The 13,231-nt window shown below is 56.8% G+C and carries 14 protein-coding genes and 1 pseudogene; 1 reads left to right on the plus strand and 14 read right to left on the minus strand.

Annotation, left to right across the window (positions count from 1 at the left end):
• Nucleotides 1–106: 106 nt before the first annotated feature.
• The 14 genes and pseudogenes from phnW to EKM95_RS04860 all read right to left on the minus strand — a co-directional run bounded on the left by phnW (nucleotide 107) and on the right by EKM95_RS04860 (nucleotide 12,269).
• Complete coding sequence (gene phnW / locus EKM95_RS04800; protein ID WP_125696709.1) at nucleotides 107–1,201, minus strand: 2-aminoethylphosphonate--pyruvate transaminase; 1,095 nt, start codon at nucleotides 1,199–1,201, stop codon at nucleotides 107–109.
• Nucleotides 1,198–1,992 carry a phosphonoacetaldehyde hydrolase gene (phnX, locus tag EKM95_RS04805; RefSeq protein WP_125696710.1) on the minus strand — a complete coding sequence of 265 codons (795 nt, stop codon included), beginning with the start codon at nucleotides 1,990–1,992 and terminating at the stop codon, nucleotides 1,198–1,200. The genes phnW and phnX overlap by 4 nt, the downstream gene beginning before the upstream one ends.
• 75 nt (nucleotides 1,993–2,067) lie before the next feature.
• Entirely contained in the window at nucleotides 2,068–2,916 is an 849-nt protein-coding gene (locus EKM95_RS04810; protein ID WP_125696711.1) for a PhnE/PtxC family ABC transporter permease, read from the minus strand.
• Nucleotides 2,913–3,707 carry an ABC transporter permease subunit gene (locus EKM95_RS04815; RefSeq protein ID WP_125696712.1) on the minus strand — a complete coding sequence of 265 codons (795 nt, stop codon included), beginning with the start codon at nucleotides 3,705–3,707 and terminating at the stop codon, nucleotides 2,913–2,915. Before EKM95_RS04815 ends, EKM95_RS04810 begins: the two co-directional genes overlap by 4 nt.
• A complete protein-coding gene (gene phnC / locus EKM95_RS04820) occupies nucleotides 3,700–4,455 on the minus strand; it encodes a phosphonate ABC transporter ATP-binding protein (RefSeq protein ID WP_125696736.1) in 756 nt (251 codons plus the stop codon). Before phnC ends, EKM95_RS04815 begins: the two co-directional genes overlap by 8 nt.
• Entirely contained in the window at nucleotides 4,455–5,489 is a 1,035-nt protein-coding gene (locus EKM95_RS04825; RefSeq protein ID WP_125696713.1) for a phosphate/phosphite/phosphonate ABC transporter substrate-binding protein, read from the minus strand. The genes phnC and EKM95_RS04825 overlap by 1 nt, the downstream gene beginning before the upstream one ends.
• 250 nt (nucleotides 5,490–5,739) lie before the next feature.
• On the minus strand, nucleotides 5,740–6,234 hold the full coding sequence (locus tag EKM95_RS04830; protein WP_125696714.1) for a threonine/serine exporter family protein: 495 nt from the start codon (nucleotides 6,232–6,234) through the stop codon (nucleotides 5,740–5,742).
• Nucleotides 6,235–6,238: 4 nt separating this feature from the next.
• The gene (locus EKM95_RS04835) at nucleotides 6,239–6,994 is read right to left on the minus strand and encodes a threonine/serine exporter family protein (protein ID WP_125696715.1); all 756 of its coding nucleotides are present in this window, start codon (nucleotides 6,992–6,994) and stop codon (nucleotides 6,239–6,241) included.
• A gap of 22 nt (nucleotides 6,995–7,016) precedes the next feature.
• Nucleotides 7,017–7,091: pseudogene (locus EKM95_RS11980) on the minus strand (hypothetical protein); the annotation flags it as partial.
• Between the two features lie 29 nt (nucleotides 7,092–7,120).
• Nucleotides 7,121–8,581, minus strand: a complete 1,461-nt coding sequence (locus EKM95_RS04840; RefSeq protein ID WP_125696716.1) for a UDP-glucose--hexose-1-phosphate uridylyltransferase — start codon at nucleotides 8,579–8,581, stop codon at nucleotides 7,121–7,123.
• The gene (galE, locus tag EKM95_RS04845; protein WP_125696717.1) at nucleotides 8,578–9,573 is read right to left on the minus strand and encodes a UDP-glucose 4-epimerase GalE; all 996 of its coding nucleotides are present in this window, start codon (nucleotides 9,571–9,573) and stop codon (nucleotides 8,578–8,580) included. The genes EKM95_RS04840 and galE overlap by 4 nt, the downstream gene beginning before the upstream one ends.
• 28 nt (nucleotides 9,574–9,601) lie before the next feature.
• Entirely contained in the window at nucleotides 9,602–10,768 is a 1,167-nt protein-coding gene (locus tag EKM95_RS04850; RefSeq protein WP_125696718.1) for a galactokinase, read from the minus strand.
• Between the two features lie 11 nt (nucleotides 10,769–10,779).
• Complete coding sequence (locus EKM95_RS04855; protein WP_125696719.1) at nucleotides 10,780–11,769, minus strand: LacI family DNA-binding transcriptional regulator; 990 nt, start codon at nucleotides 11,767–11,769, stop codon at nucleotides 10,780–10,782.
• Nucleotides 11,770–11,972: 203 nt separating this feature from the next.
• Nucleotides 11,973–12,269: a hypothetical protein gene (locus EKM95_RS04860; RefSeq protein ID WP_125696720.1), complete on the minus strand. Its 297-nt coding sequence runs from the start codon at nucleotides 12,267–12,269 to the stop codon at nucleotides 11,973–11,975.
• Nucleotides 12,270–12,523: 254 nt separating this feature from the next.
• Between EKM95_RS04860 and EKM95_RS04865 the strand changes: the two genes are divergently transcribed.
• Nucleotides 12,524–13,192: a hypothetical protein gene (locus tag EKM95_RS04865; RefSeq protein WP_164510089.1), complete on the plus strand. Its 669-nt coding sequence runs from the start codon at nucleotides 12,524–12,526 to the stop codon at nucleotides 13,190–13,192.
• The last annotated feature ends 39 nt before the right edge of the window (nucleotides 13,193–13,231 follow it).

Consider the following 13,231-nt stretch of genomic DNA (forward strand, 5'->3'; position numbering starts at 1 on the left):
CGTGGGCTCCAATGATTTGAAATGTGAAGATACAACTATGCTACATTAATTTTTTCACGAATGAAAGAAAAAAAGACCGACTGTCATTTGACAGTCGGCGCGCGAGTTATGCCAAGGCGGCCATCACTTGCGCAATGCTTTCGAGCAGGCGGTCGATATCGGCGGGGTAAACGGCGCCGATATTGCCGATGCGGAAGCTAGGGATTCGTGCCACTTTGCCGGGATAGATCACAAAGCCGCGTGCTTTGAGTTGATCATAAAATTCAGCGAAGTCGAAATTGGCAGTCGGATATTCAAAACTGGTGATGATGGGACTTTGATCCTGCGCGGCGATGATCAAGTTAAAACCTAGCTGCTGCATGCCTTCTGTGAGGCGGCGTTGGTTGTCGCGGTAGCGCTGATTGCGCGCCGCTACGCCGCCTTCATCCTGCAGTTCGCGCATGGCCTCGGCCGCCGCCAAGACGACATGGGTTGGGGAGGTGAAGCGCCATTTGCCATGATGCGCATCCATGGTCTGCAACTGATCGAAGAGATCCAGTGATAGGCTCCGTGCATTCCCACTGGTGGCCTCGATCACCCGCCGGCGGGTGATGACGAAGGCAAAACCAGGCACGCCTTGGAGGCATTTATTGGCGCTTGAGATCAAGTAGTCGATGTGCAGCGCGTCCGTGTGAATCGGAATCCCTACAAAACTGGACATCGCATCGACGATCGTGATCAACCCGCGGCGGTGCATGGCCGGAATGAGCGTCTGAATCGGGTTGAGGATCCCGGTCGTGGTCTCGCAATGGACCACGGCAAAATGGGTAACTTCCGGATGGGCCATCAAGGCTTGCTCGCAGGTGGCCAGATTAACGGGAGTCGTCTCATCAAAGGTGATGGCGACGTATTTGATGCCTAAGATGTCGCACATTTCACACATCCGGCGTCCATACGCGCCGTTGACGGCGATCATCAAACACCCATCCGCTGGCAGTGCAGTGCCGATCGTTGCTTCCACGGCATAGGAGCCACTGCCTTGAAGCAGGACTGCGGCGTAACGGGTGGCATCGACTTGCGCGACTTCGAGCAGGTCTTTGCGGAACTGTTCAACGATTGCATTGTAGTCGACATCCCAGGTGCTGACATCGCGCATCATCGCGTTTTTCACCGCGGCGGTTGTGGTCAGTGGGCCTGGGGTCAAAAGCAGGTAGGGGGTCATGCCGTGACCTCCTCTTTATGTGCCTGTTGCAACAAGCGCAACAGTTCGCTTGCGTCATCGACGATCAGATCCGCCCCGGCCGCTTCGTATTGGATGCGCACGCGTTCCTTCAATGCGGCGCGCACGTCATCGTCAAGCGCGTGCCAGTCTTTTTTGGAATAGGCGAGTAGATTGGAACCTTCGATGATGCCCACAGCTTGGGCCCCAGCGGCTAAGGCGGCCTTGATGTCGTTGATCGTATCGCCAACGATCAGCACTTGGCTGGGATGGCTCACGTCGAGCTGGGCCATGGCCAAGCGGTTCATGGCCGGATCAGGCCGGCCGATACCCGCGGTCATTTCCGAGGTCACATTGACGCGCGGATGGTAACCGGCGACGTTGGCCAGGGGCAAAATGCGGCCGATCATGTCGGCATCGTAGCCGCTGGTTGTGCCATACGGAATCTTGACCAGGTCCAGGTAGTCGACCAGCGCGCGAACGCCGGGCTTGAGAACCACCGTTTTTGGCAGTATCTCGAGCAGGGTGCGCTTGAATCGGGCAAAGATCGTGGCGGCCATTTCCCCTTGGTCATCGGTTGGCAAGATTGTCGCCAACGTGGCCGCAACGTCTGGCGTTTTCAGTAATTGTCGAATGTGGACCATTTTATCCAAGCCCATATCGCGGCGAATCTCCTCGTCGGACAGGCTGATGCCGTAATGGGCAAAAGTCTGTTGAAATGCGAGTAAGGGGGCGCGGCTACCATAATCGATCGTGGTGCCTGCCCAGTCAAAAAGCACAGCTTCAAGTGGCATTGTCTCACTCCTCGTCTAGGTGTCGTTTTTCCAACTTCATAGCCGGTTGAGGCGTTGTTGTGTTGGGTGATCGTGTTAGACCATTTTGGCCAGATGTTTCCGCAGGGCAACGGCGATCATTTCAAGCAGGATGGCAAAGGCCAACACGAGGTACACGATCAAGCCGACTTCCTGGAAGTCAAAATAAAAGGCGGAACTCATGAACAGGTAGTAGCCGATGCCGCCTGTACCAGCGGCGGCGCCGACTGCGACGGCATTGGTAAAATTGATCTCAAAGCGGATAAACGTCCAGCTCAAAAGACTGGGGCGGACGCTGGGCCAAAGGGCATGACGGATCACCAAGCCAAACCGGGCGCCGGAAACGCGAAGCGCGTCCAATTTTTCCTGCGGGACAGCCTCAAAGGATTCGGCGAAGGCCTTTACCAGGTAGGCCACACTGTGGAAGGAGAGGCCGACCACGGCGGCTTCTGTGCCTAGGCCGATCACGGTCGCGTACACGAGCACCCATAAAATGGTGGGGATGGCGCGAATGAGGGCCATCAGACTACGCATGGCCGTGGCCAGTGGGGCGGGGGCGAGGTTGCGCGCCGTGAAAAGCGCAAGGCCAAAGGCAATCACGGCCCCAATCAAGGTGGTCAACAGCGCCAAAGCAATCGAGCGGGCCAAGGCGTCCACGAGCTGGGCCAGCGTGTCTTGGCCGAGATGTGGATGCAAAAACATCAGGTCAAGATTGTGAAGGAAGCTTTTTCCGGCGACACCCAGATCGACGTTATCCGGGGCAATCGTCGCCAGCGCATACAGCGTGATCAGTGCCAGACTTGCGAGCAGGATGCGCGTGGTTTTGCGTGCCGGATTGGCGATCGCATGTGGCGCAGCCGGTGGGTGAGGGGCGCGCCGCTGACTTGAAATATCGGTTTCGATCATTGTGCGAGCACCTGCCTTAGTTTTGTTGAGGTCAATTCAATGGCGATCGTCACCGCAATGATCGCGAGCACCACCAAGCCGGCCGAGGGATAGCGGAAACTTTTGAAGTACAGATCGAAGATAAAGCCGATACCCGTCCCGGTCAGCATGCCGACCAAGGTGGCATCGCGGATATTATTTTCGATCATGTACAGGAGCCAGCTCATCAGGGGGGCAGACACCGCGGGGAGCACGCCTTGGCCGATGATCTGCCAGTAACGCGCGCCGGTCACCTCGAGCGCTTCGATGACCCCGCGTGGTACTTCTTCAAGCGTCTCCACAAAGGCGCGCGTGAGATACCCGATCGTCATCAGAAACAGCGCGAGAAAACCCGTGAAGTCATTTTGCTTGAAGGAAAAAAGGAGCACTAGCGCCCAGGCGACAAATGGAATGTTGCGCATGCACGAGGCAAACAGGCGCACGCCCATTTGCACAAGTGGCAGGCGACTAGTGGTCTTGGCGCCAGCCAGTGCCAGGAGCAAGGCGACGACCCCTGCGATCGACGTGGCGGCCACGGCGATTACGATCGTACGGCCCAGCTGGTGCAGAATCTCCCCGAGATCACCGAGTGCCGCCTGGTTCGGCATGAAATTTTTGCCCAGCCATTGCCAACCGGCGCCAATGCCAAACAAGGCATCGGCAAAATCGACATGAAGCAGCCATTGCGGCAGTACAAGCAGCAGGGCGAGCATCATCAAGGTCGCAGCACGCTGCCACCGCTGTCGGTTGAAAAACTGCGTCAACTCAGCCATAAGCGGCCTCCTCTGGTGCCGCATAGATATGGGCCAACGCCTCATCTGAAAGGGCGGCGGGGCCGTCGTCAAAAACAATGCGGCCGGCATTGACGCCGAGAATGTGATCGGCAAATTCGCGGGCGAGATCCACTTGATGCAGGTTGATGATCACCATCAAGTCATGCTGAATCGCGAGGTCCTTCAGGAGGGTCATCACGGTGTGGGTCGAGGCGGGGTCGAGACTGGCAATCGGCTCGTCGCACAAAATCACTTGTGGGGCCTGCATCATGGCGCGTGCGATCCCGACCCGCTGCTTTTGGCCGCCGGAGAGACTGCCGGCTTTTTGAAGCGCATAGTCGCCAAGGCCGACTTCCTCAAGTAGGGTCAGCGCCTGCTTTTTTTCTTCCTTGGTATAAAGCCCTAACATCCCCGCGGCCAAGGACTTGCGACCGAGGCAGCCATGCAGCACATTTTCCAGCGCGGACAAGGGCTCAATCAGGTTGTAGTCCTGAAAGATCATACCGATCTGGCGGCGCACCAAACGAAGCGCGCGTGGTGGGAGCTGGCGCATCTCCTGGTTGCCGAGCTGAATCTCGCCGGCTTCAGGAGTGAGCAGTCGGTTTAAGGAGCGCAGCAAGGTGGTCTTGCCGGCGCCTGAGGGTCCGATGATGGCGGTCACACTGCCCGGCGCGATCGAGAACCCGACATCGATCAAGCCGCGCTTGCCATTCGGATATGTTTTGGTGAGGTGCGAAACGGTCAGCATTATTTGCCGATCAACTCGTGCGTCGGCTTGTACCATGCGTCATCCACGGCTACCAGTCGGGTCTCTGGGGTGGATTTGACGAACAGCATCGGCGTTTTGGCATCCGGCTTGGAGAAGAGTTTCTCATCATCGGCAAATTCCTTGGTCAACAGAAGGTCCTTGATCTTGGCCTGGGTGGCTTTGTCCAGTTTTTCGGTGTTCAGCACCCATGGCTCGCGTTGAACAGGCAAAACAGAGATTGCGGTGGCTTTTTTACCGGCCAAGCCTTGGAATGGTTCCGGGGCATCTTTTTTCACCGTGAACTCACTGCCCGCGGTGTTGTAATCGCCCTTGGTCACTTCGAGGTACGGACGCAGATCGACGTCATCAAACGCGGCGACATCGACGTCACCTTTCATCAAGTTGACGGCTGAACCTTGGTGGGAGCCACCGTACAGGACCTTGCTGAAAAAGTCGCCGCTTTTTTCAAGAGAATGGGTGTCTTTGAGTTTGAAATGTTTGACGATCGCTGCGGCTGGCACGACGAAACCGGATGTCGAGGTGTTGGAGACAAAGGAGAAGCGGGCGTCTTTGAGCTTGTCGAGGCTGTAGCTGTCGCCGACTTTGTATTGGGCGGCTTTGGCGCTTGGCACCATTAAGTAGCTGTTGTACGCCGCACCCTCGAGCGTTCCCTTTGGCCCGGAGATCGCAGCGATCGGCTGGACTTTATCGTTCAGGGCATGCGCGTGGATGTAGCCAGAGGCGCCCATGAAGGCGATCTGCGCTTTACCAGAAGCAAGGGACTGAATCGCGACGTTGTAGTCCGTCGTCGTTTGCAATTTGACGGTGCGCCCGGTGGCTTTTTCCAGCAGACGCTTCAACTCGTCACGCGAGCCAGCGAAACTCTTGGCGGATTCGTTTGGGTAAAAGACCATCGTGAGCGGATCTTGGGCTTTGTCGGCTTCTGCAGTTTTGGTCGAGCAGGCGGTCAAAGCACCGGCGGAAAAAAGGGTCAGTGCGGCGAGGCCAAAAATCGTTTTCGATGCGTGGGTCATAGTTGATCATCCTTTACGGTTATATTTGGTACGTCTATGACGATACCGACCCAATGTAAAACGATGGCCTGATGTGGTAATAATTGCGTGAAGAAAGTGTGTATGAATGTAAAGAAAATAAGTGTGCTGATAAATGGACCAAATAACCGACGCCTCAGGATCGACTTCAGGGACGCAACGACCAAAAAACACGCCACCCCTTTTTGCGAGACGGGGTGGCGTGTTTTTTCGGATGCCAGATCTTAGCAGTTCAGCGCTGCTCTTCTTCGCGCAGAGTCCTGGGCAATGGGACGTGTTTGTCGACCCAGCGGCGAAAGCTAGGGCGAATCTGGGCAAAAATGGCTTCGGCGATCACAAATCCAACGGCTAAGGCGATCGCGATGGTCAGCGTTTTGATGAACCCTTGGGAAGCGGCACTGTCTTGGCCCAGTGTGAAATCTTTCATTGCCATGTAGATGATCGCGCCAGGTACCAAGGCGACCAAGCAGGGAATGTACAGCACATTCACAGGGGCGCGAACCAGCACCGCCGCTGCGTTTGCGAGTAAGCCGATGGTGACGGCGGCCAGCAAGTTGGGTAGCAGGACGTTGGTAGTGACGGTGCCCATGGCGAGGTAAACGACCCAGGAGGCGCCGCCGGTCACCCCTGCAGGCAAAAGGGTGCGGCGCGGGACATTGGTGATGATGCCAAAGCCGACCGAAGACGCAAAGGCGACGATAAAACCGATCAACAACCGAACTGCCATGGGCTCACCTCACGATCCAGTGGATCAAAAAACTGCCAACAACAACGCCGCCACCGATCGCGCCTGCGACCAGCACGGCATCCACCGCGCGCACCATGCCCGAGATCGTGTGCTTGCCGATCAGCTCGCGCAACGAATTCGTCAGGGCAACGCCTGGCACCAGCGGCATCAAGGCGGAGATGACAATGTTGTCGGCCGAATTGCCCAGCCCCAGCGCCTGAATCAGCGCCGCAAGCAGACCGATCACCAAGCCGCCAACACCACTGGCGATATACGGTGTCTTGGTGTGCCAGCCGGTCCATTGCGCGGCCAGATAGCCGGCAATGCCGACCCCAAACGCCCAGGCCAGATCGACCCATGTTGCCTGAAAAAGCAGCATTGGCGCGACAGAGACCAGGCCGGCCCCGAGAATTTTCACCGGCCAGGAAAAATCGATCACCTGCCGATCGATGCGGGCGACCCCTTTTTCCAGGGTCGCGTAATCGATCAGGCCAGCGGAGAAGCGGCGTGAGAGACTGTTGATCTCGTCGACTTTTTGCAAGTTGAAGTCCCCGGTGCGCACCTTGACCAAATGGGTGGTGGCGTCATCGTTAACGTCGACGAAAATCGCCGTCATGGTTGCGTGACACGTCAGGGCCAGGCCGGCTGCTTGCCCGATGTATTCCACCGTGCCCTCAACGCGGCTGGTCTCCGCCCCATTTTCCAGTAAGATCTTGCCGACGCGGCCGGCCAGGTCCAGAATCTCTTTTTGTGCCGCCATCACGCCACCTCCGTTCGATTTATTATAGCAATTTCCGGCGGCGTTGCCCTTTTAATAGAAGAAACAGGCCCGCAAGCATGAAAAAAGCGCTGGGTCGCGATGACTCAGCGCTTTTCCTTTATCTCTTCACTGCAGGGTCGCACAGAATCGGGCAAATGCCGCTTGGCCTGCGACATCACGCTTGAACACGCCAGCGTCTTCAAGCACTCGGCTGAAGACTTGACCGACCGCTTGCAGCACGCGTTCGTGGCAATTGGCGGCGGTCCAGTCGCCTGCCAGTTTGAGCTGCTCGGCCCAAGGTTTGTGCGCCTCGCGCATTTCGTTTGGTCGGCCGAGCAGGTATTTCTCAACTTCAGCTAATTCCGTTTGCAGGCGGGCTGGCAGAACGGCCAGGCCCATCACTTCGATCAAGCCGATATTTTCCTTTTTGATGTGCTGGACATCCGCATGCGGGTGGAAAATACCGTCTGGAAACGTGGAACTGGTTTGGTTATCGCGCAACACCAAGTCGAGCTGATAGGCCGTTCCGCTGCGCCGGGCGATCGGAGTCACGGTGTGATGCGGGACGCCATTGGTTGTGGCGCGCACGTCAACGGTCTCATCGCTGTAGCTTGCCCAAGCCTTGCGAATCTGTTCCGCAGCAGCGGTCAACGCCATTTTATCATCGCTGGTCAGGCGCAAAACACTCATCGGCCATTTGACGATGCCGCATGAAACATTGTCGATGCCGAGTGCGACCGGTTTTTCGACCGGCGCCTTGGCCATGGCAAAGGTGTGGCGCCCGCCTTGGTAATGCTCATGGGCCAGCATCGAGCCGCCCACGATCGGCAGATCCGCGTTTGACCCGACAAAATAATCGGGCAAAAGCGTCACCAGGTCGAGCAGGTTGGCAAAGGTCTGTTGACTGATGCGCATCGGTTCGTGCAAGCTGTCGAGGAAGATCGCGTGTTCATTGAAGTAAGCATACGGCGAATACTGAAAGCCCCAGGTCCGGCCACCGACCGCCAGCCGCACGACCCGGTGATTGCCGCGCGCCGCCGCGTCAAGTCGGCCGAGATAGCCTTCGTTTTCCAAGCACAGCGCGCAGGCAGGATAACCGCTTGCCTTGACCTTGGCCGCTGCCGCAATATCTTTTGGATCTTTTTCCGGCTTGGACAGGTTGATGGTGATCTCCAGGTCCCCATAATCCGTGTGGGCAGGGAAGGCGATGTTTTTGGCAATCGCTCGGGTCTGAATATAGTTGTCCGCCTGACTGAGTTGGAAGAACCAATCTGTTGCGCGGCGGGGGGACTCGGCGTATTTTTCCCAAAAGAGCCGGTTGACCGTGCTCGGCTTTGGTGCTGCCCAGCTCATCAGCTCGGCCTCAAGAATCTGGCGGCCGACCAGCGAATCAGGGGTCTTGCCTGCCTGCACGCCAGCTTCGACCAGTTGATCGAGGTTGGCCAAGGCATCATCCTTTGCCGGCAGGGCCAGGGCCTCATCGCCGCAATCCGCCAGCAGCCGGTTGGTCAGAAAAATGGTGTCGAGCGGCGAAAAGTCCGAGTTTTGGTCAAGAATCCAAGCGACTTGGCGTTCGACAGCGTTCATGCGCGATCACCATAGCCTTGGGGATGGGTCTGGTGCCAATTCCAGGCGGTCTCAAGAATCTGATCGATGTTGTCGAATTTTGGCTGCCAGCCGAGGACGGACTTGGCTTTGTCAGAGGCGGCAATCAGTGTGCTTGGGTCTCCTGCACGGCGCGGGCCGATGGTGGCGGGAATCGCTTGGCCAGTCACCCGGCGCGCCGCTTCAAGAATCTCAAGATTGGAAAAACCGGTGGCGGAGCCCAGGTTGAAGGCGTCGCTGGCATGGCCGTCGCGCAGGTAGTTCAGCGCAAGCACATGGGCATCGGCAAGGTCGACGACATGCACATAATCGCGAACGTTGGTGCCGTCTTTGGTTGGGTAATCATCGCCGAAGATCTGCAGGCCGTCGCGTGTGCCGGCCGCCACCTGCAAAATGATCGGAATCAGATGCGTTTCTGGATGGTGATCTTCGCCAATCGTGTGGTCCGGCATGGCGCCGGCCACGTTGAAGTAGCGCAGGGCGATAAACTTGATGCCATACGCGACATCGGCCCAGTGCATGATTTTTTCCATCGCCAGCTTGCTTTCGCCATAGGGGTTTGTCGGGATCTGCGGGTCGGTCTCTTTGATCGGAATCTGGGTCGGCTCGCCGTAAGTTGCCGCTGTTGAAGAAAAGACGATCTTCGCGATGCCGAATTGGTGCATCGCTTCCAGCAAGGTGATCATGCCACCGGTGTTGTTGTCAAAATACTTCAGCGGGTCCTTCATCGATTCCGGGACGATGGAAAACGCGGCGAAGTGAATGATGCCCTCGACGTCTTCCTGGCTGAAGACCTGGCTCAAAAAATGGTAGTCGCGAATGTCGCCTTGGTAAAAACGCGCGCGCGAATCGATCGCCTGCTGGTGGCCGGTGATCAGGTTGTCGAGCACAATGACGTCTTCGCCTGCGTTCAATAATTGTTTCACAGTGTGGGAGCCGATATAGCCGGCGCCACCTAAAACTGCAATTGCCATGTGATGTCCTTCTTTCTTCGTCAATGAGTTAGTCGAGGCGGCGTGGGCCGTCTGCAATCTCTGCCACATAGAAGCTGGCCGGATAGCCGATCGTGTCCTGATAGACTTGCCCAACCGCTGCGGTGAAGGCCGGCACCGCTGTTTTTGCGACTAAGGCGATCGCACAACCGCCAAACCCGGCACCAGTCATGCGTGCGCCTAACACGCCGGGTTGCGCCAAGGCTGTTTGCACAAGGGTGTCGAGCTCTTTGCCGGTCACTTCATAATCGTAGGCCAGAGACACCCCCGAGGCACTGACCAGATGGCCAAAGCCTGTGAGGTCGCCTTGCTTGAGTGCCGCAGCCGCCTTTAAGGTGCGCTGATTTTCAAAAACAGCGTGGCGCGCGCGCTTGATCAAGGTGTCGTCATAGATCAGGTAGCTGGCTTGATCAAATGCGTCTTCGCTCAGGTCGCCGAGACTTTGAATCGACAGCTGGGTCTGAAGGCGACGCAGGGCTTCTTCGCATTCGCTGCGGCGCTCGTTGTATTTGGAGTCCGCGAGTTCGCGGCGTTTGTTGGTGTTCATGATGACGATGACGTTGTCGCCGAGCACCAGCGGCAGGCTTTCGTAATCAAGCGTATTGGTGTCCAGCAGGGTCGCGTGGTCCTTGGTGCCCATGCCGATCGCGAACTGGTCCATGATGCCAGAGTTGACCCCGATAAAGTCGTTTTCCGTTGCCCGGCCATCTTTGATCAGATCGAGCATGGTGACGGTCAGGTCAAAATTGTCCTTGAGAATGATGCCGGTCAGCAGCTCGATCGAGGCGGAACTGGAAAGCCCGGCGCCATTTGGCAAGTCGCCATCGATGTAAATGTTCAGCCCGCGGTCGAAGGTGGCGCCGCGTTTGAGCAATTGCTGGGCCATGCCCTTGAAATAGTCGCTCCACTGGCCGTCCTTGCCCCCTGTCAGCGCGTCGATCGGCAACGTGATGACCGGGCTGTTGGGAATGCTGGCCGAGAACAGATGAAAGGCCTGATCGCCGCTTTCGCCGACCGCGGCATAGGTGCCCAAGCTGATCGCGCAAGGGAAGACATGGCCGCCATTATAATCTGTGTGTTCACCGATCAGGTTGATGCGGCCTGGGGAAAAATACTGTTGAGCAGGCTGGCGACCGAACCGTGCGGCAAATCCTGCCTTTAAATCTGAAACTGTCATGATGCTCCTCCTTATAGAGCGGCACTGTCGCGCACCAGCAATTGACTGGCAAGGGTGATGCGTATTTGGCTGCCCGGTGTTTTGATCATTTTTTCAAGTAACTCAACGCCTGTGATGCCCATTTCCTGCGTGGCGATATGGACCGTCGCCAAACTCGGGTTGATGAAGCGGCCGACTGCCATGTCGTTGAACCCGATCACGGCCACGTCTTCTGGCACGTTGAGGTGGTGTTCCTGAAGTGCCTTGATCGCGCCGATCGCCATGTTATCGCTCGCAGCAAAAAGCGCGTCGAAGTGGGCAGCAGCCGGCTGGCTCAGAATTTTTTTCATCACCTGGTAGCCGCCTTCGATGGTGAAGGGACCGCTGTACAGCACAGGCTTTTGGCCGCGCCGCGTCATGGCGGTGGTGAAGGCTTCCGGCCGCGGGTCATGAAGCGGCTGGCCATCCGTGGTTTGCTCGACGCCGGCAATCATGATGGGGTGCGTGCGCCCATGGGTGAAAAAGTGATCCACGATTGCCTGCACCGGTGCGCCAAAGCTGGTGGTCACACAGCTGATGTCGTCATCGAGGGTATCTTGATCGATCACCACCAGCGGTTTTCCCAGCCCGGCAAAAGCGGCAAGCTGCTCGTGGCTGTATTTTCCGATCGCAATCACGCCAGCCAGGCCACTTGCAGCCGGCAAGCCATCCGGGGCAAAATTGCGGGCCACTTGATAGCCATCAGCCTGTAATTGATTTTCCACGCCCCAGCGAATGGCTCGGTAATAAAGATCGCCTTGTTCGCCGGCCTCGGTGGTCCATTGCACCAAGGCAACGGTGCCGGCCGAGGTCGTAGGGTGGGTTTGATGTTTGGTGTAGTTCAAGCTTTCCGCTGCGGCAAAGATCCGCTGGCGCGTGGCCGCGGACACCTGCAGCGAGGTGTCCGCATTGAGCACACGCGAGACGGTGGCGCTAGAAACATGTGCCGCAGCTGCAATATCTTTTAGGGTGGTGATAGGCAACAGCTCCCTTCTTGATCGGTCACGGATAGTTTACTAAAACTAGACCAAAAATGAAAGGCTTACTTTCGATGACACGCTGGCTGTCAACACTAAAAATCGCTTCACATCAGGAAATTCGGAGACGGACAATTATTTACTAAATTTTCTGTTGGCAGTCGTTTTGCGTAAAAAAAGACCAGCACGCGGCTGGCCTGCAGAACTGGTTATTGGAAGATCAATGAGTTGGTGCCGGTCGCGTTCAGTATGTAGAGCGCGAGGACTGCGGCGTTGATGATAAACGACAACACGATGATCGCGTAACGGAACGTGAAGTTGTGGGCCCAGGTCGCGAAGTTGAACCACCCAAAGCGTTTGCCTGAGTAGGTGAACAGCATGATCAACAGCAAAACAGTGATCACGACTTGCAGGGCGAGCCCCGGCGTGTAATAAGCGCGTTGCGTATTTTGCACATAATAGCCAGCAAAGGCCAGCCCGTCGAGTAAAAGGGCGATAAGTGACATGGTGCACCTCCTTGTCATGGTGATGTCAGAATTGTAGCACACTGGCTGCCGGTCTTGGCCGTGCTTGGGGAAAACTTAGCAACTCTGGGGCGGACAGCTTTGTAATAGTTGCCATGTGACAGCCTCGTCACATCAGGCGCGTTCTTAAGCCATTCTTAAATCGTTTTGTAACAAACAGATTACAAAAACATTTCAGACCGTGTTATACTTGAGCCATCAAATAAGGGTGAGCCCAGATGAGCGAGGCGTTGATGATGAAAAAAATGGTTGTGATCGGATTAGTTGTTTTGGGTGTCGGCGCAGCGTCTGGCCTTGGTGTTCAAGCGCATATCGATCAGGCAAGCGCAGCCCGGACAACGGTGGTCCCGCGCAATGCGAAGGCTGTTTCTCTCAGCAAGCCCGCCGCGACTGCAAAGCCGAAGACGAGTTCTGCGATTCGCCAAGCGTCGACGACAAAGAAAACAGCGGGCGTCTCAGGCGAACAGACCGTTGCCAAAAAGACGCAGGCAGCGAAAGCATCTGAGCAACTGACCAAATCAACGCCGGCCGCTCAGAAGGCACAAGCGAAGCCGGCCGCACCAGTCGTTTCTTCGCCGGAAAAAGCGACTACCACGAAGAAAGTAGCCACCTCGCCCGCGACACAGACGAGGACGACAAGCCCCGTCGTTGCTCAGCAGCCAGCGCTTAGCAACTTTTACGGCACATGGCACAATGCGGCTGTCACCGTTACGTTGACGGCGACCACGATGACCGTGACACAAAACGGCCAGGCGCTCACGAGCCGCTACCAAGCGCAGGCAGCAGGGGATGGCTTCATCTTCACGCCGCTGGATCACGAAGCCGATGCGCTGTATCTGGTACTGGCAAATGGCCATCTTGAATGGACCACAGGCGCCAGCACCCCACTTGTTTTGACCAAGTAACGACATTGAACTGAAGACGGCCAGTCCTGAGAAAAACTC

Source organism: Lacticaseibacillus yichunensis, from assembly GCF_003946405.1.
Lineage (GTDB): Bacteria > Bacillota > Bacilli > Lactobacillales > Lactobacillaceae > Lacticaseibacillus > Lacticaseibacillus yichunensis.

Bases quoted from the DNA above. Each gene is read 5' to 3' on its own strand.
- phnW (WP_125696709.1), bottom strand. From the start codon at position 1,201: ATGACCCCCTACCTGCTTTTGACCCCAGGCCCACTGACCACAACCGCC.
- phnX (WP_125696710.1), bottom strand. From the start codon at position 1,992: ATGCCACTTGAAGCTGTGCTTTTTGACTGGGCAGGCACCACGATCGAT.
- EKM95_RS04810 (WP_125696711.1), bottom strand. From the start codon at position 2,916: ATGATCGAAACCGATATTTCAAGTCAGCGGCGCGCCCCTCACCCACCG.
- EKM95_RS04815 (WP_125696712.1), bottom strand. From the start codon at position 3,707: ATGGCTGAGTTGACGCAGTTTTTCAACCGACAGCGGTGGCAGCGTGCT.
- phnC (WP_125696736.1), bottom strand. From the start codon at position 4,455: ATGCTGACCGTTTCGCACCTCACCAAAACATATCCGAATGGCAAGCGC.
- EKM95_RS04825 (WP_125696713.1), bottom strand. From the start codon at position 5,489: ATGACCCACGCATCGAAAACGATTTTTGGCCTCGCCGCACTGACCCTT.
- EKM95_RS04830 (WP_125696714.1), bottom strand. From the start codon at position 6,234: ATGGCAGTTCGGTTGTTGATCGGTTTTATCGTCGCCTTTGCGTCTTCG.
- EKM95_RS04835 (WP_125696715.1), bottom strand. From the start codon at position 6,994: ATGGCGGCACAAAAAGAGATTCTGGACCTGGCCGGCCGCGTCGGCAAG.
- EKM95_RS04840 (WP_125696716.1), bottom strand. From the start codon at position 8,581: ATGAACGCTGTCGAACGCCAAGTCGCTTGGATTCTTGACCAAAACTCG.
- galE (WP_125696717.1), bottom strand. From the start codon at position 9,573: ATGGCAATTGCAGTTTTAGGTGGCGCCGGCTATATCGGCTCCCACACT.
- EKM95_RS04850 (WP_125696718.1), bottom strand. From the start codon at position 10,768: ATGACAGTTTCAGATTTAAAGGCAGGATTTGCCGCACGGTTCGGTCGC.
- EKM95_RS04860 (WP_125696720.1), bottom strand. From the start codon at position 12,269: ATGTCACTTATCGCCCTTTTACTCGACGGGCTGGCCTTTGCTGGCTAT.
- EKM95_RS04865 (WP_164510089.1), top strand. From the start codon at position 12,524: ATGAAAAAAATGGTTGTGATCGGATTAGTTGTTTTGGGTGTCGGCGCA.